This window comes from Microbacterium sp. NPDC088619 (genome assembly GCF_044752825.1).
GTDB lineage: Bacteria > Actinomycetota > Actinomycetes > Actinomycetales > Microbacteriaceae > Microbacterium.
In genome coordinates this window covers 1,688,865-1,706,977 of record NZ_JBIVLZ010000001.1, presented here as the reverse complement: position 1 = coordinate 1,706,977, position 18,113 = coordinate 1,688,865, and the positions used below count along the sequence as shown (strand labels likewise).

16 protein-coding genes and 1 tRNA gene are annotated in these 18,113 nt (G+C 67.9%); 12 read left to right on the top strand and 5 right to left on the bottom strand.

Annotated elements, in window-relative coordinates:
* Positions 1-17: 17 nt before the first annotated feature.
* The 6 genes from ACIP5T_RS08440 to ACIP5T_RS08415 all read left to right on the top strand — a co-directional run bounded on the left by ACIP5T_RS08440 (position 18) and on the right by ACIP5T_RS08415 (position 5,346).
* Positions 18-1,313: an ABC transporter substrate-binding protein gene (locus ACIP5T_RS08440; RefSeq protein WP_400862263.1), complete on the top strand. Its 1,296-nt coding sequence runs from the start codon at positions 18-20 to the stop codon at positions 1,311-1,313.
* A gap of 67 nt (positions 1,314-1,380) precedes the next feature.
* Entirely contained in the window at positions 1,381-2,382 is a 1,002-nt protein-coding gene (locus ACIP5T_RS08435) for a carbohydrate ABC transporter permease (protein ID WP_400862261.1), read from the top strand.
* Positions 2,379-3,320 (top strand): carbohydrate ABC transporter permease, encoded by a 942-nt coding sequence (locus tag ACIP5T_RS08430; protein WP_400862259.1) that lies wholly within the window; start codon positions 2,379-2,381, stop codon positions 3,318-3,320. The genes ACIP5T_RS08435 and ACIP5T_RS08430 overlap by 4 nt, the downstream gene beginning before the upstream one ends.
* 2 nt (positions 3,321-3,322) lie before the next feature.
* Positions 3,323-4,000 (top strand): hypothetical protein, encoded by a 678-nt coding sequence (locus ACIP5T_RS08425; protein WP_400862257.1) that lies wholly within the window; start codon positions 3,323-3,325, stop codon positions 3,998-4,000.
* Between the two features lie 43 nt (positions 4,001-4,043).
* Positions 4,044-5,051 (top strand): LacI family DNA-binding transcriptional regulator, encoded by a 1,008-nt coding sequence (locus ACIP5T_RS08420; protein ID WP_400862255.1) that lies wholly within the window; start codon positions 4,044-4,046, stop codon positions 5,049-5,051.
* A 206-nt stretch (positions 5,052-5,257) separates the two neighbouring features.
* Positions 5,258-5,346, top strand: a tRNA-Ser gene (locus ACIP5T_RS08415).
* 37 nt (positions 5,347-5,383) lie between these two features.
* Here the strand turns inward: ACIP5T_RS08415 and ACIP5T_RS08410 are convergent.
* A complete protein-coding gene (locus ACIP5T_RS08410) occupies positions 5,384-8,002 on the bottom strand; it encodes an excinuclease ABC subunit A (protein ID WP_400862253.1) in 2,619 nt (872 codons plus the stop codon).
* A 180-nt stretch (positions 8,003-8,182) separates the two neighbouring features.
* Positions 8,183-9,514 carry a DUF1254 domain-containing protein gene (locus ACIP5T_RS08405; protein ID WP_400862251.1) on the bottom strand — a complete coding sequence of 444 codons (1,332 nt, stop codon included), beginning with the start codon at positions 9,512-9,514 and terminating at the stop codon, positions 8,183-8,185.
* Positions 9,515-9,702: 188 nt separating this feature from the next.
* Here ACIP5T_RS08405 and ACIP5T_RS08400 point away from each other — a divergent pair, with 188 nt between their 5' ends.
* From ACIP5T_RS08400 to ACIP5T_RS08390, 3 genes are all read left to right on the top strand, one after another.
* Positions 9,703-10,743 carry an aldo/keto reductase gene (locus tag ACIP5T_RS08400; RefSeq protein ID WP_400862250.1) on the top strand — a complete coding sequence of 347 codons (1,041 nt, stop codon included), beginning with the start codon at positions 9,703-9,705 and terminating at the stop codon, positions 10,741-10,743.
* 172 nt (positions 10,744-10,915) lie between these two features.
* Positions 10,916-11,572, top strand: coding sequence for a GntR family transcriptional regulator (locus ACIP5T_RS08395; protein WP_400862248.1), 657 nt, complete (start codon positions 10,916-10,918; stop codon positions 11,570-11,572).
* A 40-nt stretch (positions 11,573-11,612) separates the two neighbouring features.
* Positions 11,613-12,587, top strand: coding sequence for an NAD-dependent epimerase/dehydratase family protein (locus ACIP5T_RS08390; RefSeq protein ID WP_400862246.1), 975 nt, complete (start codon positions 11,613-11,615; stop codon positions 12,585-12,587).
* A gap of 7 nt (positions 12,588-12,594) precedes the next feature.
* On the opposite strand, the gene ACIP5T_RS08385 is transcribed toward ACIP5T_RS08390, so the two are convergent.
* The 3 genes from ACIP5T_RS08385 to ACIP5T_RS08375 are packed head-to-tail and all read right to left on the bottom strand — an operon-like array spanning position 12,595 to position 14,983.
* Positions 12,595-12,990, bottom strand: coding sequence for a VOC family protein (locus ACIP5T_RS08385; protein ID WP_400862244.1), 396 nt, complete (start codon positions 12,988-12,990; stop codon positions 12,595-12,597).
* 39 nt (positions 12,991-13,029) lie between these two features.
* Positions 13,030-13,965 (bottom strand): NAD(P)-dependent oxidoreductase, encoded by a 936-nt coding sequence (locus ACIP5T_RS08380; protein WP_400862242.1) that lies wholly within the window; start codon positions 13,963-13,965, stop codon positions 13,030-13,032.
* A 31-nt stretch (positions 13,966-13,996) separates the two neighbouring features.
* On the bottom strand, positions 13,997-14,983 hold the full coding sequence (locus tag ACIP5T_RS08375; protein ID WP_400862240.1) for a LacI family DNA-binding transcriptional regulator: 987 nt from the start codon (positions 14,981-14,983) through the stop codon (positions 13,997-13,999).
* A 100-nt stretch (positions 14,984-15,083) separates the two neighbouring features.
* Here ACIP5T_RS08375 and ACIP5T_RS08370 point away from each other — a divergent pair, with 100 nt between their 5' ends.
* The 3 genes from ACIP5T_RS08370 to ACIP5T_RS08360 are packed head-to-tail and all read left to right on the top strand — an operon-like array spanning position 15,084 to position 18,003.
* Positions 15,084-16,214 carry a Gfo/Idh/MocA family protein gene (locus ACIP5T_RS08370; protein WP_400862238.1) on the top strand — a complete coding sequence of 377 codons (1,131 nt, stop codon included), beginning with the start codon at positions 15,084-15,086 and terminating at the stop codon, positions 16,212-16,214.
* Positions 16,211-16,945 carry a cupin domain-containing protein gene (locus ACIP5T_RS08365; RefSeq protein ID WP_400862237.1) on the top strand — a complete coding sequence of 245 codons (735 nt, stop codon included), beginning with the start codon at positions 16,211-16,213 and terminating at the stop codon, positions 16,943-16,945. Before ACIP5T_RS08370 ends, ACIP5T_RS08365 begins: the two co-directional genes overlap by 4 nt.
* Entirely contained in the window at positions 16,942-18,003 is a 1,062-nt protein-coding gene (locus tag ACIP5T_RS08360) for a Gfo/Idh/MocA family protein (protein WP_400862235.1), read from the top strand. The genes ACIP5T_RS08365 and ACIP5T_RS08360 overlap by 4 nt, the downstream gene beginning before the upstream one ends.
* Positions 18,004-18,113 lie beyond the last annotated feature (110 nt).

The following is an 18,113-nucleotide window of genomic DNA, read 5'->3' as shown; positions in this document are numbered from 1 at the left end:
CACCAGAGAGGACAACGATGTTCAGCAAGAAGCGTCTGGCGGCCGCAGCGGCCGTCGCCACCAGCGCAGCGCTGGTACTCGCCGGCTGCGCCGGCGGTGGCACCCCCGAGGGCGGGGCCACCTACGACCCTGACGAGAAGGTCACGCTCGACCTCGCGTTCTGGGGCAACGACGTCCGGGCCGACCTGTACAACCAGGCGATCGAGGCGTTCAACGAGGAGTACCCGAACATCACGGTGAACGCGACGTTCCTCGGATTCCCGGAGTTCTGGGAGAAGCGTCAGACCGAGGCCGCCGGTGGCGGACTTCCCGACGTGATGCAGTTCGACTACTCCTACCTGCGTCAGTACTCCGAGAACGGCCTGCTGCTCGACCTCGAGCCCTACCTCGGATCGGTCATCGAGACCGACCCACTGCCCGAGAACATCCTCGGCATCGGCGTCGTCGACGACACCACCTACGGCATCGCGACCTCCACCAACGCGTGGGGCATGTTCACCAACCCGCAGCTCCTCGAGACCGCCGGCGTCGAGCAGTTCGCCGGCGGCGACTGGGAAGACTACGACGAGTGGATCGGCGAAGTCACCGATGCCAGCGGCGGCGCGTTCTGGGGCGGGTCCGACTGGACCGGCCGCATCCAGAACTTCGAGATCCAGCTGCGCAGCGAGGGCAAGAACCTGTTCGACGAAGACGGCACACCCGGATTCGACGAGGACCGCCTGAAGGAGTTCTGGGAGTCCGGCGATGACATCCGCGACGGAGCCGTCGTGCCGCAGCAGACCGTCGAGGAGCTCAACCCGCTGAGCGCCTTCGATGCGGCGAAGAACGCCAGCGAGCTGACGTGGGACAACTTCGGCGCCGGCTACCTCGCCAACCTCGGCGAGAGCTACACCGAGCTCGGTCTCGTGGCCCCTCCCGTCACCAAGGACGGCGCGAAGGACCTCTACCTGAAGCCGTCTATGCTGCACACGATCTCGGCCAAGACCGAGCACCCGGAGGCGGCGGCGACGCTCGTCAACTTCCTGGTGAACTCGCCTGAGTCCGGGGAGATCTTCGGCACGAACCGCGGCCTTCCGGCCTCCGAGACCGCTCTCGATGCGGCCGACCTCGATCCGATGAGCCAGCTCGTCAAGGACTACGAGGAGTCCATCTCCGACCGCCTCGGCGATGCACCGCCCGTGCCGATCGTCGGCTACGGCACGCTCGAAGAGAAGTTCCGCGTGCTGGGCACCGAGCTCAACTTCGGCACGACGACCGTCGACGACGCTGTGACCCAGTTCTTCGCCGAGATGGACGTCGTCCTCAACCAGTGATTCCGTCGGTGGGCCGGGTGGCATCCGCCCGGCCCACCGCACACCACCCACTTCGGAAGGAGCTGTCATGAGCACGACGGCGACCAGGACGATCGTCACGGGCAAGAAGTCCGGGCGAGGGCGGGCGCTGCGCAGCGGCCGCCGCCCCGAGAACGAACTCGCACGGCCCGGCCAGAAGGCCCGTCTGCGCCGCGAGACGGCGACAGGCTACGCATTCCTGACACCCTGGCTGATCGGCTTCTTCGGACTGACCGGCGTGCCGATGGTGTACTCGCTGTACCTGTCCTTCACGAAGTACAACATCTTCCAGCCGCCCAAGTGGATCGGGCTGGACAACTACATCCGTCTCTTCACGAGCGACCCGAACTTCATCCAGTCGGCGCAGATCACCCTGGTCTACGTCTTCATCGGCACACCGATCACCCTCGCCGCGGCGCTGGGCGTCGCGATGCTCCTGAACTACCGCGACAAGGGTGCGGGCTTCTTCCGCTCGGCGTTCTACGCCCCGTCCCTCATCGGCGGTTCGGTGTCGGTCGCCATCGTGTGGCGGGCGATGTTCTCCTCCGACGGTCCGGTCGACAGCGGTCTGCAGATCTTCGGGGTGAACCTCGGAGGGTGGATCGGAAACCCCGGCCTCGTGCTCCCGATGATGATCCTGCTCGCCGTGTGGCAGTTCGGAGCCACCATGGTGATCTTCCTCGCCGGTCTCAAGCAGATCCCCAAGGAGCTCTACGAGGCGGCAGAGATGGACGGCGCGAACGCGTACCGCCGGTTCCGCGCCGTGACCATCCCGATGCTCTCGCCGGTGATGTTCTTCAACCTGCTGCTCGGCCTGATCGGCGCCTTCCAGGTGTTCGCCTCGGCGTACATCATCTCGAACGGCACCGGCGGTCCTGCAGGCATGACGAACTTCATCACCGTGTACCTGTACAAGCGCGGATTCTCCGACGGGCAGATGGGCTACGCCGCGGCGATCGCCTGGGTGCTGCTGGTAGTGGTCGCGATCATCGCCTTCATCCTCTTCCGCACCCAGAGGTCGTGGGTGCACTACTCGGGAGACGACAAATGAGTACCTCCAATCAGGCCACCACGTCCGGTGCGGCATCGACGCCGGTGTTCGCCGCACAGCAGACGACGCCCGCCGGCCCGCCGGCGCCTCGTCGCAAGATCAAGCGCAAGACCTGGCAGACCGTCATCTGGTTCATCGGTCTGATAGTGCTCACCGCCGTGGTGCTCTACCCGCTGCTGTGGCTGTTCCTGTCGACGTTCAAGCCGAACTCCGAGTTCGGTCAGAACCCGGGGCTGTTCCCGCAGGCACCGACGATCGAGAACTACGGCAAGGTCATGGAGGGCATCGCCGGAGTGCCGATGTGGCGCTTCTTCCTGAACTCGCTGATCCTCGCGGCATCCGCCGTCGTCGGCACGGTGCTCTCGTCGGCGCTCGCCGCCTATGCGTTCGCCCGGGTGCAGTTCAAGGGACTCGGGGTGCTCTTCGCCGCGATGATCGGCACACTGCTGCTGCCGTTCCACGTCGTGATCATCCCGCAGTACATCATCTTCAACCAGCTCGGCTGGGTCGACACGTTCATCCCGCTGATCCTGCCGAAGTTCCTCGCCACCGAGGCGTTCTTCGTCTTCCTGCTCGTGCAGTTCATCCGCCAGATGCCGCGCGACATGGATGAGGCGGCGCGCATCGACGGCGCCGGTCACGTGCGGATCTTCTGGTCGATCATCCTGCCGCTCATCAAGCCGGCGCTGATCACCTGCGCGATCTTCTCGTTCATCTGGGCGTGGAATGACTTCCTCGGCCCGCTGCTCTACCTGACGAGCCCTGAGAACTACCCGCTGCCGATCGCACTGCGTCTCTACAATGACCAGACCTCATCGTCCGACTACGGCGCCACGGTCACGGCCTCGTTCGTCGCACTGCTGCCGGTGCTGCTGTTCTTCGTGGTGTTCCAGCGCTTCCTCGTCGACGGCGTGGCCACGCAGGGACTCAAGGGGTAGTCATGTCTGTCATCAGCGGAGAGCGCCGGGCGCACCGAGCGGCGAAGCGTGAGGCGCGCTCGGGCGCAGGGCCCACGGTCGCCGGTGTCGAACCGGGCGCCAACCCCGGAGCGACCGCGAAGTTCGGACTGTTCGGCGAGGTGCTCACGATCGGCCTGATGATGACCGTGGTCGCGCTCGGCGTCGTCACGCTGCCGATCGCGCTCGCCGCAGGCATCCGTCATCTGCGTCGCTTCGTCGCCGCGGAGGACTCGCGGGCCGGACTGTTCTGGGAGGACGTGCGCGCCGGCATCCTGCCCTCGCTCCTCGTCGGCGTGCCCGCTGCGCTGATCGCGACCGTGCTGACGATCGACGTGGTGCTCGCAGGGTCGGGTGCGCTGCCCGGTGGCGAGGCCATCGCGGTCGTCGGCTGGGCGGGACTGCTCGCTCTCGCCGTCGCCGTGCTCCTCGCCGCAGGAGCCTGGTCGCCGACGCTCGGGTGGAAGGACGCCGTGCGTGCGGTGCCCGGAGCGATCACGGCGGATGCCGCCGGTGCCGCCTACATCGCGGCTGCGGCCATCTTCACCGGTGTCGTGACCTGGGCGCTCGCGCCCCTGTTCATCGCCGGAATCGGCTGCGCGGCGCTCGCCGTCGTCGCCGTGCCGGGGCGTCGCAGGCGTGGAGAGAACCGCGAGGGATGAGAAGGTAGTCGTTGGCGCACGCGCGGACGGACGGAGGCACGCCATGGCGGTAGGGGTGAAGGACGTCGCGGCTGCGGCCGGCGTCTCGGTCGGCACCGTCTCGAACGTGCTCAATCAGCCGGAGCGCGTGTCCGCCAAGACGGTCGAACGCGTGCAGCGGGTGATCCAGGAACTCGGCTTCGTGCGCAACGACGCGGCCAGGCAGCTGCGCGCCGGTCGCAGCCGCAGCATCGGACTCGTGGTGCCGGACATCGGCAACCCGTTCTTCGCGGAGGTCGTGCGCGGAGCGGAAGACCGAGCGGCGGATGCCGGCATGACCGTGCTGCTCGGCAACAGCGACGAGCGCGACGAGCGCCAGCTGGCCCACCTCGAGCTCTTCCAGGAGCAGCGGGTGAACGGCGTGCTGCTGACCCCGGCGACGGACGACCTCACGGCCGTGCACCGCTTCGCTGCCGGTGGGATGCCGGTGATCCTCGTGGACCGCGAGGTGGAAGAGGGCCTACTGCCCTCGGTCTCCGTCGACGACGTCGAGGGCGGGCGGCTGGCCGCAGATCATCTGCTGTCTTCGGGGCGTCGGCGTCTGGCCTTCGTCGGGGGACCGCAGTCGGTGCAGCAGGTCGCTGACCGTCTTCGCGGCGTGCAGGCGGCGGTCGCAGCACACCCCGATGTGACGCTCGAGGTGTTCGAGCAGTCGGCGCTCACGGTGCTCCAGGGGAGGGCCGCGGGCGAGGCCATCGCGCGGCGACCGTCGGAGTCTCGACCCGATGCCGTCTTCGCCGCCAATGATCTGCTTGCCGTCGGTCTGCTGCAGGCGTTCAGCTTCGGCTCCGGCATCCGGGTGCCTCACGACATCGCCATGGTCGGCTACGACGACATCGACTTCGCCTCGGCGACCGTCGTGCCGTTGAGTTCGGTGCGCCAGCCCGCCAGACTGCTCGGCTGGACCGGCGTCGACCTCCTGCTCAAGGAACTCGACGGGGTCGAGCACGACCGTCGCGTACGCTTCCAGCCCGAACTCGTCGTGCGGGAGTCGAGCTCCGGCGGTCAGTGAGCGATCGTCGGTGGGTGGCACGCTCGGAACCCGTGCAGTGTGCAGGACCGGGTCACGGATGCGGGAGCATCCGTCGGTTTTCGTCCTGCAGACGTGCTTTCGTCCTGCAGACGGCCCGGCCGAGGACCGCTGACTCCCGATTCGTTCCCGCCACGGGAACCCGTTATGCTTGCAAGGTGCATCCGGTCTTCACGGAGCGGATGCCTGGAGACGTCGCATAGTCCGGCCGAGTGCACCACCCTGCTAAGGTGGAGTCCCCTCACGGGGACCAGGGGTTCAAATCCCCTCGTCTCCGCAGATAGAATCCCTGCCTCGGCAGGGATTCTCTGTTCTCAGACGCTGGTTCGGAACTCCTGCGCGGCGATGGCAGCCGCAAGGTACGACGCCGTCGTGCTCCCACTCTCCGAGGCGATGGAGCGGGGAGTTCCCTGCGCCACGACCGTGCCTCCGAGGTCTCCGGCCCCCGGGCCCATGTCGATCACCCAGTCGGCCTGCGCGACCACGCGCATGTCGTGCTCCACCATCACGACCGTGTTGCCGGCATCCACCAGATGCTGAAGGTGCACCAGCAGCCGGTCGGTGTCCGACGGATGCAGTCCTGAAGTGGGCTCGTCGAGCAGGTAGAGGGTGTCGCCGTGCTGGGCCCGCCGGAGTTCGGACGCCAGCTTCACGCGCTGAGCCTCACCGCCCGAGAGCTCGGTCGCCGATTGGCCCAGCGGCAGATAGCCCAGGCCCACATCGAGAAGGGCATCGAGGTGTCGTGTGACGTCGGCATCTTCGGCGAACAGAACACGCGCGTCGTTCACGCTCAGGGCGAGCACGTCGGCGATCGTGTGCCCGTGGAGTTCGATCTCGAGGGTGTCCGGGTTGTAGCGGGTGCCGCCGCACGTGCTGCAGGGGGCATGGACGGTGGGGAGGAAGAGCAGCTCCACCTCGACCGTGCCCTCTCCTCTGCAGGTGGGGCATCGTCCGCTCGGCAGATTGAATGAGAACCGGCTCGCGGCGTACCGCCGCCGGCGTGCTTCGGGAGTCGCGGCGAACAGAGCGCGGACGCGATCGAACAGCCCCGTGTACGTCGCGACGTTCGATCGTGACGTGCGGCCGATCGGCTTCTGGCTGACCTGCACCACGCGCCGCACGCGGCCCGCGGGTCCGGAAGCCCGCCCCGTGGTCTCGGCCGTCGGCGAGGAGAACAGCGGATCCGCCGCCGTGCTGCTCTGCTCCTCTCGCGACGCGTCGATCGTCGAGCCGTCCACCTCGCTGGAGAGGCTCTTCTGCAGCAGATCGGGCAGCGCCTGGGTGACGAGAGACGACTTGCCCGAGCCCGAGACGCCGGTGACGGCGGTGAGGCAGCCGAGGGGGATCGACACCGAGACGCTGCGGAGGTTGTTGCGCGAGACATCGGCGAGCACGAGCTCGCCGTCGGGCTCGCGAGAGGCCGTCGGCGGCGTCTTCGGCTGTTCGGCGCGCAGCTCATCGGCGAACAGATAGCGCCGGGTCTGGGAGTGCTCGGCCTCGCGGAGTCCGTCGATCGGACCGGAGTAGACGATCTCGCCTCCGGTCGCTCCCGCACCGGGGCCGATGTCGACGATCCAGTCCGCATGCCGGATCACGTCGAGCGAGTGCTCGACGAAGAAGACCGTATTGCCTGAATCTCTGAGCGAGCGGAGGATGCGCACGAGCGCTTCACCGTCGGCGGGATGGAGCCCGGCAGACGGCTCGTCGAGCACGAACATGACCCCGAACAGCTGCGAGAGCACCTGGGTGGCAAGCCGCATCCGCTGCAACTCCCCGGACGAGAGCGTGGGCGTCGATCGATCCAGCGAGAGGTAGCCGAGACCGAGCTCGATGATGGGCGAGACCCGATCGCGCAGCTCGTTGACCAGGCGCTGCGCCGCGAGCTGCTTCTCAGGTGAGAGAGCCTCGCGGTCGGATGCATCCGCACCCACGCCGTCGGATCGGTCGAGTGCCGTCTCGAGGAGAGCCGCGAGGTCGGCGAGTGGCAGGGCGGCCATCTCCGTGATGTCGAGACCGGCGAACGTCACAGCGAGAGCCTCGGGCTTCAGCCGTCGTCCTTCGCACATCGGGCAGCGGACGCTGACCATGAAGCCCGCCGCCTTCTCGCGCATCTTCGCGCTCTTCGAGTGGGCGAAAGTGTTGAGCACGTACTGCTTCACGCCGACGAACGTGCTCATGTACGACGGCTCGATGCCGGCCGCGACGGCCTTGCGCACCTGTGCCGGACCGCGGTCGGTGAACACCGGAACCTGAGGCGACTCCTCGGTATACAGCACCCACTGACGCTGCTCCTCGGGCAGATCGCGCCACGGGATGTCGATGTCGTAGCCGAGAGAGATCAGGCTGTCGATGAGCTGCTTGCCGTGCCAGGCTCGCGGCCAGGCGTCGAGAGCGCGATCGCGGATCGTCAGCGACTCATCGGGCACCATGAGGTGCAGGGGCACGTCGTACACCTGTCCGATGCCGTGGCACCGAGGGCAGGCGCCCTGCACGGTGTTCGCGGAGAAGTCTTCGGCGAACAACGGCTCCGCCCCGGGCGGGTACGTGCCGACGCGCGAGAACAGCATGCGCACGACGTTGCCGATCGACGTGGCGCTGCCGACGGTCGACCTAGCGCTGCCGGCGGTGCGCTGCTGGGGGAGGGCGACAGCCGGGGGCAGCCCGTCGATGGCATCGACGTCGGGGATGTCAACCTGGCTCATCAGACGCCTCGCATAGGGCGCCACCGACTCGAAGTACCGACGCTGGGCTTCGGCGTAGAGGGTGCCGAAAGCGAGCGAGCTCTTTCCCGAGCCGGAGACGCCGGTGAACGCGACGAGGGCATCGCGGGGTATCCCGACGCTCACATCGCGAAGATTGTGCACACGTGCGCCGGTCACGACGATGGCGTTCGACGTGCCGGAGAGCTTCGACGGTGGGGTCCCGCCCATCATGGACCTCTTCTCGTGTCGCGCGGAGCGCGGAGTGACTGCGACGATCGCCGACTCCGCGCCACGTTACCTCGACCCCCCGACTTCGTCGGCGTGGTTGACAGCGGGCGCGGTCAGGCCCCGCTCAGACCGTCTCCGTGAAGATCGCTCAGGGCTGCGCGTTCTCCATGCCCGGCGGGCGCGTCAGCTGCGAACGATCGCGGGAACCTCGTAGCTGCGGTCGAGCACTGCCTCCGCCGGTTCGTACATGCGCAGTACGGGGCGGAAATCGCCCGCCGGCGAGGGCAGCCAGTTCGCTCGGGCACGGGGATCGACGGGCTCACTGTGGCTGATCGTGATCGTGAGCGAACCGTCCGGCTCGTACACGATGCCCTGCGTGCGATCTCCGATCGAGTATCTGTCGATCGGGTTCTCCACCATGAAGAAATTCGGCACGTCGTACATCGTCAGCGACCAGAAAGCGCCCACCGGAGGCGTGGGGTCGAGGTGCAGGGTGTACGTGCGCGATCCGGTGAGCTGGTCGCCCAGATCATCGACGTAGGTCATGATGTACGCCGCTTCATAGGCGTGATTTCCCCACAGACCTCCTGCCGCGGCGGCAGCTCGTTCGATGATGCGCATCTTGGGGTCGTCGATCTTGAATCTCGGGTCGTCCAGTGCACCGGTCCGGAAGTAGTCGAGGTTGTAGTCGAACGCGTGGAAGGTGAGCTTCCAGCCGTTCACCTCCGGGCTGGTGCCGCCCGAGTGGAGCACCTTGTCGACGAGTGCTCGACCCTGTTGGTAGCCCGCCGTGAGTGCGGCCGCGGTCGCCTCATCGACGTCGGGTATCGACCGATCGGCATCGTCGATCCCCAGAGGTGTGAGGCGTGCCTGCAGGTGCTGGTCGCGTTCCGGGGCGGGGAATTCCTCGCTCCACAGGCGCAGCTTGTCGAAGAAGACGAGCGCGTCCGAGTCGGAGTCGGCAGGCCGGGGGATGCCGGTCGGCAGAGCCTCCGGGTCCAGCGCCGTCAACGTGGTGCCGTCCTGCAATGCGGCGACCGATGCGAGGTCGTCGTCCCCGGCGCACGCCCAGCGGCCGACGATCGACGCGATGCGGGTGGGGAACTCGATCGTGGTGACGTCGTCCTGCGCATCGCCCGACCAGCCGGGAGGGACGAGCAGGAACGCTCCCGCCTGCGTTCCGGTGGCGCGGTGCCCGACGTAGGCGAAGTTGTTGGTCCATGCGTCGACGAACTGCAGGACGTAGTAACGCCCCGCCGTGTCCGGCACCTGCAGGAGCACGGGGCCGACGCTGAGGTCGATCTGCGCCATCGAGTACAGGGTGTCGTTGTTGATGGTCACGAAGGTGTCTGCGGGTCCTGCCATCGTGCGCGCATGGCTGAATGAATTGAAGGGAGCCGCCGGGTTCGCTCCGACGCCCTCTTTCACGTATCTCTGCACCTGGTCGAGGTTGAAGACCAGCGGGAAGCCGAAGACGTACGCCTCCGTGGCGAGCGATGTCAGGTCGGGGGTCATGGTGGGCTCCTGTTCCTCCGTCGTGCGGCCGATGATGCCTGCCGCCCCACGGTAGCCTCGGATTCCGCATCTCGTGCGGGACGCTCACCCTCTTCGGATGACTGATCGCGAAGCGACGGAGATACGGCCCCCGCAGCGCGGCAAGCGCTATCCTGAAGGCCTTCCCCGCCTGCATAGGAGCATCGTTCATGCCCATCGCCGCTGATGACCCCCGCCTGACGCACGCCTACGAGGCTGCGTCCACCCGCTACACCGATGTGCCGTTCCAGCGAGCAGGGTCCAGCGGCATCCAGCTGCCCAAGGTGTCGCTGGGGCTCTGGCAGAACTTCGGTCGCGATCGCACCTTCGACAGCCAGCGTGAGATCGTGCTGCACGCCTTCGACCGCGGGGTCGTGCACATCGACCTCGCCAACAACTACGGCCCGCCGTACGGATCCGCCGAGTCGACGTTCGGCGCTGTTCTCGGCAGCGGCCTCGCCCGCTACCGCGACGAGCTGTTCGTCACGACCAAGGCCGGATACGACATGTGGCCGGGGCCGTTCGGGGACGGCGGCTCCCGGAAGTACCTCACCCGCTCGCTCGAGCAGAGCCTGCAGCGCATGAACACCGACTACGTCGACGTGTTCTATTCGCATCGCCCCGACCCCGAGACCCCGCTCGAGGAGACGGTCACGGCACTCGTCGACATCGTCCGCAGCGGAAAGGCGCTGTACGTCGGCATCTCGAACTACCCGGCCGAGCTCGCTCGTCGTGCCTACGAGCTGCTGGCGGACCAGGGAGTGACGCTGCTGCTGCACCAGCCCCGCTATTCGCTGTTCGACCGCACTCCCGAGGCCGAGCTGTTCCCGGCGCTCCGCGAGCTGAAGGTCGGCAGCGCGGTCTTCTCGCCGCTCGCCCAGGGACTGCTCACCGGCAAGTACATCGACGGTGACGTCCCCGCCGACTCGCGCGCCGCGAACAGCCACTTCCTCAACGGATCGGCCCTCACCGACAGCTATCTCGAGCGCATCAGGGGCATCGATCGCGTCGCGAAGGAGGCGGGACTGTCGATCCCGCAGCTCGCCATCGCGTGGGTGCTGCGCGACCCGGTGGTGACGACCGCGATCATCGGAGCCTCGCGCACCGGCCAGATCGACGACGCCGTGACTGCGAGCCGAGTCGAGCTGTCGGACGACGTCGTCGGCGCGCTCGAGCAGTTCGCTGCGGCACCGGGCGCCAGCGTGGTCTGAACGAATCGAGCGGTCACGCTCGCGCGGTGGTGAAGTCCGGACGCACGCTCGGGCTGTCGGAGGGTCCCTCGGACTTTTCGGCGGCCGCGCGTAATATTCCGGGCGGCAGCGGGTCTGGTTAGTGGAAGCCCCCTCGATGGGAGCTTCCGCAACAGATCCCGAGGAGCATCAGATGACCATCGCCAACGTGGAGTTCAGGGCGCGCCCGTGGATTCAGCGCAGCCCCGCTCCACTGCCCGAACTGGCATACGAGCACATCCTCTCGGCGATCCTCCGGGGAGATTACGTGTCCGGCGACAAGCTCGACACAGCGCGCTTCGCCCAAGAGCTCCACATGTCGCTGAACCCGATCCGTGAAGCGATCATCCGGCTCCGAGACATCGGGCTGGTGGAGGTCACTCCTGCTCGCTACACCAAGGTCGCCGATTTCACCGCCTCCGATCCGCATGCTGCCGTCAGCTATGCGGGTGTGCTGGCTGGCACAGCGCTCAGGACGGCACTGCCGGCGATCCCCGAGGACCTGCGCTCAGATCTCGCTGCCCGGGTCGACGAGATCGGTGGTGCCGACACGACCGCCAGCCGCGATGCGGCGGTGATCGCCTTCCTCACCGCCGCGACCGACCTCATCGAGCATCCCCGACAGGTGATCCACCTCGTCGAGGCCACGATCCTGGCCCAGTGCGCGCTGCAGTTCTCCGGGGTCACTCGCGGTGACGAGGCGCTGCAGGTGCGATCCGCCGCGGCTGAAGCCGTCGCGCAGGCGATGCGCGCAGGCGACCCGGATGTCACTGAGACTGCGGTTCGCGCGCTCTTCGGGCACCTCGTCTGATCGGCGGTCTCGCTGCGTGTCGCGTCGCTAGAGTCGAACCATGGCTGCGACGAAGGTGTTGTTCATCGGTGGGACCGGAATCATCTCCTCCGCGGCGAGCGCGCTCGCCGCGGCCCGCGGGATGGAGGTGACGCTGCTGAACCGTGGGCAGTCGCGTCGGGAGCCCGCAGAGGGCGTCGAGGTGCTGACGGCCGACATCACGGACGCCGCTGCGGTCGACGACGCGCTCGCCGGGCGCGAGTTCGACGTCGTCGCCGACATGATCGCGTTCACGCCCGACCAGGTGCAGCGCGACATCGACCGCTTCGAAGGCCGCACCGGTCAGTACGTGTTCATCAGCTCGGCGTCCGCGTATCAGAAGCCCGTCGCCCGCCTGCCGATCACCGAGTCGACGCCGCTGCGCAACCCGCACTGGCAGTACTCGCGAGACAAGATCGCGTGCGAAGATCTGCTCACTGCCGCGTATCGCGATCGCGGGTTCCCGGTCACGGTGCTGCGCCCCTCGCACACCTACGACAAGTGGACGATCCCTGCGTTCGGCGGCTGGACGGCGATCGACCGCATCCGCCGCGGTGAGGAGATCATCGTGCACGGCGACGGCACGTCACTGTGGACGCTCACCCATTCGAGCGACTTCGCGGTCGGGTTCGCCGGCCTGCTCGGCAACCCACTCGCCTACGGCGACACGTTCCAGATCACCAGCGACTTCGTCTACACCTGGAACGAGATCTACTCGATCCTCGGGCGGGCGGCCGGGGCCGAGCCGCGGATCCGCTATGCGACGAGTGCGGCGATCGAGGATGCTGCGCCCGACCGCGCAGGTCAGCTCTCCGGCGACATGGCGCACTCGGTCGTCTTCGACAACACGAAGATCCGCCGAGTCGTGCCGGACTTCAACCCGGTGGTACCTCTGCACACGGCGGCGCGAGAGATCATCGAGTGGCACGACGCGCACCCCGACCTGCAGCGTGTCGATCCAGGCGTCAACGCACTGTTCGACCGCCTTCTCGCCTGACTCAGGATCAGCCGGCAGCGAGCACGGCGAGAACGTTGCCCGCAGGATCCTTGAACCAGGCGATGTCGGGCCCCTTGTCCGGCCCTCCGCGCAGGATTCCCTTGGAGTCTGTGGCGAACTCCGAGTCGTCGTAGATCTTCGTCACGACACCGCGCCCGTTGAGCTCATCGACGGCGGCCTCGACGTCGTCGACCGGGAAGTTGAGGATCGTGAAGCTCGCGGGCTCATGATTCGGCTTGGCGTAGACGAGGATCGACCCGCCGTCGGGCAGGCTGATGTCGAGGAACCCCATGGCATTGGTGGTGACGTCCATGCCGAGGGTGTCGCCGTAGAAGGAGCGGGCGGCGTCGATGTCGTCGACGCTGAATCCGCTGAACGCGTGTGCTGTCTGGAAGGCGGTCATGCGTTCAGCATGCGCCGCTCCCGGCGAGGTGTCCAGACCCTATGGGCGAACCTGGTTCACGAGAGCATCGCCCGCCAGCAGCCGGGTGACGTTGTCGTCGACGAGCCGAGCCGCCCCCACTGGTCGGTTGCCGGCGATGTGCGGGGTGATGAGCAGGTTCGGTGCATCCCACAGCGGATCGGATGCCGGGAGCGGTTCGGACTTCGCGACATCGATCGCCGCTGCGCGCAGCTGCCCGGACTCGAGGGCCGCGATCAGCGCACCCTCGTCGACGGTCGCTCCCCGACCGACGTTCACGAACACCGCGCCCGGCTTGAGCGCCGCGAACACCCGGGCATCGAACAGGTCGGCGGTCGCGTCGGTGGCGGGCAGGATCGAGACCAGCACGTCGGTGTGGGCCAGGACGTCGGCCGCATCGGCATCCGCGTGCACCTCGAAGCCCGACCGCCGCCCCGCGGTGCGGGCGATGCCCTGCACCTCGGCACCCAGCGCCGTGAGGAAGGGAGCGAGCGTCGAGGCGATCGAGCCGAAGCCCCAGATGGTGACGCGAGCACCGTCGAGCGTGTACGACCGCTGCGTGTCGGACGCGCTCTGCACGTCGTTGAACTCGTCGTCCCAGCGGTGGTCCCGCTGCGCGTCGCGCAGCCGGTCGAGGCGCCGCACGGCGCTCAGGATCAGTGCCAGGGCGTGCTCGGCGACCGGCCCGTCGTGCAGCGAGCGACCGGAGCAGATGCGCACATCCGCCGCGAACCCGGCGTTCAGCACCGCGTCGGCCCCCGAGGCCAGCGCCTGCACGAGCTGCAGTCGAGGTAGCGCGCGGGCAGCCCCCTGCAGCCACGACGAGGAGTTGTGCCAGACGACCAGCGCCTCGGCGTCGTGGTGCTCCTCGGGGATGTCCACGTCGATGTCGTAGACGACGGTCTCGACGTCTGCGGTCACCGGCAGTTCGATGGTGTTCGGAATCAGGATCTTCATGTGCGCCTCCAGATCGTGGCGGTTATGGCTGTCAGTGAGGGGATTCGGTCGACTCGCGCCAGATGACGGTGAGCAGACCGTGGGGTTTCTTCGGCGGTTCTCCACCACGCACGGCCGCGATCAGGCGATGCATCGAGTAGGCGCCCAGTCTCTCGCGGTCCTGCGACACGCTCGTGAGAGATGGCACGAGGAACGCGCTCTGCGGGTGGTCGTCCCATCCGGTGACGACGACGTCATCGGGCAGCTTCCATCCGCGCCTGGTCGCCGCGCGGATCGCGCCCGTCGCGATGACGTCGTTCGCCGCGATCACCGCCAAGGGCGGTGCGTCCGCCGGCAGTCCATCGATGGCGGCCTCGCCGGCGCTGCCGCTCCACTCCCCGCCGAACACCCCCAGCGACTCGAGTCCGAGACGGGTGATCGTGTCGAGGTAGGCGGTGCGGCGGGCGCGAGCGGAGGGGAAGTCGTCTGGGCCGGCGAGGTGCACGAACCTCCGGTGGCCCTGCGCGGCGAGGCGTTCGATCATCTCGGCGATCGGACGTGAGTCGGTGAACTCACCGGTCATGTGCATGTCGTCGTCGAACTCGCCGACCGAGAGCACGACGGGTCCGCCGCCGCCGTTCGTGTCGACGAGGGGGAGCGGGGTGAATGCGAGCACACCCTCGTACTGCCCCGAGTCGACGAGGTCGGCGAGGCGCTCGTCGCGTGCCGCGGCGCCCTCCGGCAGGCTCACCACCTCGACGACGTAACCCTCCTCGCGCGCGGCGGAGATCGCGCCCGACAGCAGGGTGAGCGGGTTCATCGTCGCGATCGGCACGACGACCGCGAGCCGCCCCGTCCGATGGGTGCGCATGGATCGGGCGGCGAGGTTCGGCCGGTAGTTCAGCTCGGATGCCGCTCGAAGAACCCGGTCGCGAGTGGCCTCCGAGATTCCGGCGCGTCCGGTGAAGACGAACGACACCGTCGACTGCGAGACTCCGGCGAGGTGTGCGACGTCGTGACTCGTCGGCCGTTTTTCCATGGCATCCGTCCTTTCCGGGCTTGACGCGACCGGTGTGCTTCTCGATAGTATCTACTACGTCTTAGTAATACGTAGTAACACCTCATCGGGGAGGCAGCGAATGCTCAGGATCGGAATCATCGGCACCGGCGGGATCGCGGATGCGCACATCAGCGGATACCTCGCGTTCGCGGGAGACTGCGAGATCGCAGCGCTCGCCGACGTGGTCCCCGGCAGGGCGGCACAGAAGGCGGAGAGCTTCGGACTGACGGATGCGACGACCTTCGACGACCCGCTCGAGATGATCGCCCGCGGGGGCCTCGACGTCGTGAGCATCGCGACCCCTCCTTCGACGCACGCCTCGCTGGCGATCGCCGCCCTCGATGCGGGGATCCACGTGCTCGTCGAGAAGCCGATGGCCCCCTCTCTCGAAGAATGCGATGCGATGCTCGCGGCGCAGGAGCGATCGGGCAAGGTGCTGTCGGTCGTCGCGCAGAACCGCTTCCGCGACGATCTCGCCGCGCTGAAAGACGTCGTCGACTCGGGTCTGCTCGGCTCGATCTCGCACGTCCGCGTCGATTCGGCGTGGTGGCGAGGACTGCCCTACTACGACCTCTGGTGGCGCGGCACGTGGGAGCGGGAGGGCGGCGGGTGCACGCTGAATCACGCCATCCACCACATCGACCTGCTGCTGTGGCTGCTGGGCAGTCCGACCGAGATCACCGCCATGCTCGCCAACGCGCAGCATGACAACGCCGAGGTCGAGGATCTCTCGGTCGCGATCTTCCGCTACGACCGTGGGCTCGCCCAGCTGACCAGCTCGGTGGTCCACCACGGTGAGGAGCAGGCGATCGTGATCCAGGGCGCGAATGCCCGGGTGTCTCAGCCGTTCTCCGTCGTCGCAGAGCAGTCGCGGCGCGACGGATTCCCCGAAGAGGGCGGGGCCCCCGACGTGGTGGCACGCATCGAGGCTCTCGTCGCCGGTCGCACGCCGCTCGCGCACCTCGGTCACGAGGGGCAGATCGGCGATCTGATCGGCGCGATCCGCGACGGACGCCCCCCGATCGCCGCGGGTCAGGACGGTCGCGATGCGGTCGAGGTGGTCACCGCGATCTACAAGGCGGGGGTCGAGCGCCAGTTCGTATCGCTGCCGATCGCGGCATCCGATCCGTACTACCGAGCCGGGCAGCTGGTCGCGCATGCTCCCCACTTCTTCGAGAAGACCTCGTCGCTGGTGGAGGCTGCCTCGTGACCGCATCCTCGTTCCCCGGGGGCACATCGCTGTCGCACCTCGACGTGTATGCTGACGCCGCGCCCGACGGGATCTGCGGAGGGAGCCCCCACATGCACCTCGTCTCGACAGAGGCCTACGTCGTGATCTCGGGGGAGGGTGCGCTGCAGACCATCGATGCCGACGGATTCCGCGAGACGCCGCTCGCTCCGGGCTCCGTCGTCTGGTTCACTCCGGGCACGATCCATCGCGCTGTGAACCGCGGCGATCTTCGGGTCGTCGTGCTGATGAGCAACTCGGGTCTGCCGGAGGCGGGGGACGCGGTGATGACCTTCCCCGCGGAGGTCGTGGCGAACCCGAGCGCGTACGCTGCCGCTGCCTCTCTCGGAGACGATGACGCAGACGGGCGGGCGGAGAGGGCTTCTGCACGTCGCGACCTCGCGGTCGCCGGGTTCGAGACGCTGCGGGCCGCCGTGGCTCGCGGTGACCGCGCCCCTCTCGACGCCTTCCACTCGGCCGCCGGTGCGCTCGTGCGCGGCCGTGCCGCGGCGTGGGGCGACCTGGTGCGAGAGCGTCCGCTCGCACAGGCGCGGCAGTCGCTCGCGCTCGCCGACGCCGTGGCATCCGGATCCGTCGACCACCTCGCCGACGCCCGCGTGCACCAGGCCGTACCCTCGGTGGGAGATCGCGGATTCGGCATGTGCGGACGACTGCGCACCTATGACGTGAACGATGAGGAGACCCCACGATGACCCGCACCTACACCTTCGATCCGCTGCCGGAGCCGGTGGTCGGCCACGGCGAGTTCGTGTTCGCCGCGGTGGGGCTCGATCACGGCCACATCTTCGGCATGGTCGAGCAGCTCATCGACGCGGGCGCCACCCTGTCGCTCGTCTTCGACTCCGACCCTGCGAAGGTCGCGGACTTCGTCGAGCGGTTCCCGCAGGCGCGGGCGGCCGCAGACGAGCAGGAGGTGCTCGACGACCCGCGGGTGCGACTCGTCGCCAGCGCGTCGATCGCCAACAGGCGAGCCTCGCTCGGGGTGCGGGTGCTCGACGCGGGCAAGGACTTCTTCGCAGACAAGCCTGCGATCACGACGATGGACGATCTCGCCGCGGCACGTGACGCCGTCGATCGCACCGGGCAGAAGTTCGCCGTCTACTACGGCGAGCGGGTGCACTCCGAGGCGGCGATCCTCGCCGGCCAGCTGATCGATCAGGGCGCGATCGGAACGGTGCTGCAGGTCGCGTCGTTCGGGCCTCATCGCATCGGCACCGGGCGTCCCGACTGGTTCTACGACTCCGAGCAGTACGGCGGCATCATCTGCGACATCGGCAGCCACAACTTCGAGCAGATGCTCTATTACACGGGCGCGACGGACGGCGAGGTGGTCAGTTCGACGGTCGCCAACTACGCGCATCCCGAGACCCCCGGGCTGCAGGACTTCGGCGACGCCCACGTGGTGCTCGACAACGGAACGACCGGCTACGTGCGTGTGGACTGGTTCACGCCGGCAGGGCTCGATGTCTTCGGCGACGGGCGCACCGTGCTGCTCGGCACCGACGGCTACATCGAGCTGCGCAAGTACACCGACATCACGACCGACAACGGCGGGGGACAGGTGCTGCTCGTCAACCAGGACGGGCAGTTCCGGTTCGATGCGACGGGCAGGACGGGATTCCCGTTCTTCGGTCAGCTGATCCGCGACTGCCTCGACCGCACGGAACATGCCATGACCCAGCAGCATGCGTTCACGGCCGCCGAGCTGAGCATCGTCGCCCAGCGCGACGCTCGGGTGCTCGCCGGCTGACGGCATCCGCCTCGCTCGTCTGCTCGGAGCGGCGCACGCGACGCGAACGGCATCCGCTCGGGAGGAGAACTGCGCTTCGGGAGGACGGATGCGGCGAATTCGTCCTCCCG

Bases quoted from the DNA above. Each gene is read 5' to 3' on its own strand.
- ACIP5T_RS08360 (WP_400862235.1), top strand. From the start codon at position 16,942: ATGACCCGCACCTACACCTTCGATCCGCTGCCGGAGCCGGTGGTCGGC.
- ACIP5T_RS08400 (WP_400862250.1), top strand. From the start codon at position 9,703: ATGCCCATCGCCGCTGATGACCCCCGCCTGACGCACGCCTACGAGGCT.
- ACIP5T_RS08435 (WP_400862261.1), top strand. From the start codon at position 1,381: ATGAGCACGACGGCGACCAGGACGATCGTCACGGGCAAGAAGTCCGGG.
- ACIP5T_RS08425 (WP_400862257.1), top strand. From the start codon at position 3,323: ATGTCTGTCATCAGCGGAGAGCGCCGGGCGCACCGAGCGGCGAAGCGT.
- ACIP5T_RS08385 (WP_400862244.1), bottom strand. From the start codon at position 12,990: ATGACCGCCTTCCAGACAGCACACGCGTTCAGCGGATTCAGCGTCGAC.
- ACIP5T_RS08395 (WP_400862248.1), top strand. From the start codon at position 10,916: ATGACCATCGCCAACGTGGAGTTCAGGGCGCGCCCGTGGATTCAGCGC.
- ACIP5T_RS08370 (WP_400862238.1), top strand. From the start codon at position 15,084: ATGCTCAGGATCGGAATCATCGGCACCGGCGGGATCGCGGATGCGCAC.
- ACIP5T_RS08390 (WP_400862246.1), top strand. From the start codon at position 11,613: ATGGCTGCGACGAAGGTGTTGTTCATCGGTGGGACCGGAATCATCTCC.
- ACIP5T_RS08420 (WP_400862255.1), top strand. From the start codon at position 4,044: ATGGCGGTAGGGGTGAAGGACGTCGCGGCTGCGGCCGGCGTCTCGGTC.
- ACIP5T_RS08375 (WP_400862240.1), bottom strand. From the start codon at position 14,983: ATGGAAAAACGGCCGACGAGTCACGACGTCGCACACCTCGCCGGAGTC.
- ACIP5T_RS08405 (WP_400862251.1), bottom strand. From the start codon at position 9,514: ATGACCCCCGACCTGACATCGCTCGCCACGGAGGCGTACGTCTTCGGC.
- ACIP5T_RS08430 (WP_400862259.1), top strand. From the start codon at position 2,379: ATGAGTACCTCCAATCAGGCCACCACGTCCGGTGCGGCATCGACGCCG.
- ACIP5T_RS08380 (WP_400862242.1), bottom strand. From the start codon at position 13,965: ATGAAGATCCTGATTCCGAACACCATCGAACTGCCGGTGACCGCAGAC.
- ACIP5T_RS08410 (WP_400862253.1), bottom strand. From the start codon at position 8,002: ATGATGGGCGGGACCCCACCGTCGAAGCTCTCCGGCACGTCGAACGCC.
- ACIP5T_RS08440 (WP_400862263.1), top strand. From the start codon at position 18: ATGTTCAGCAAGAAGCGTCTGGCGGCCGCAGCGGCCGTCGCCACCAGC.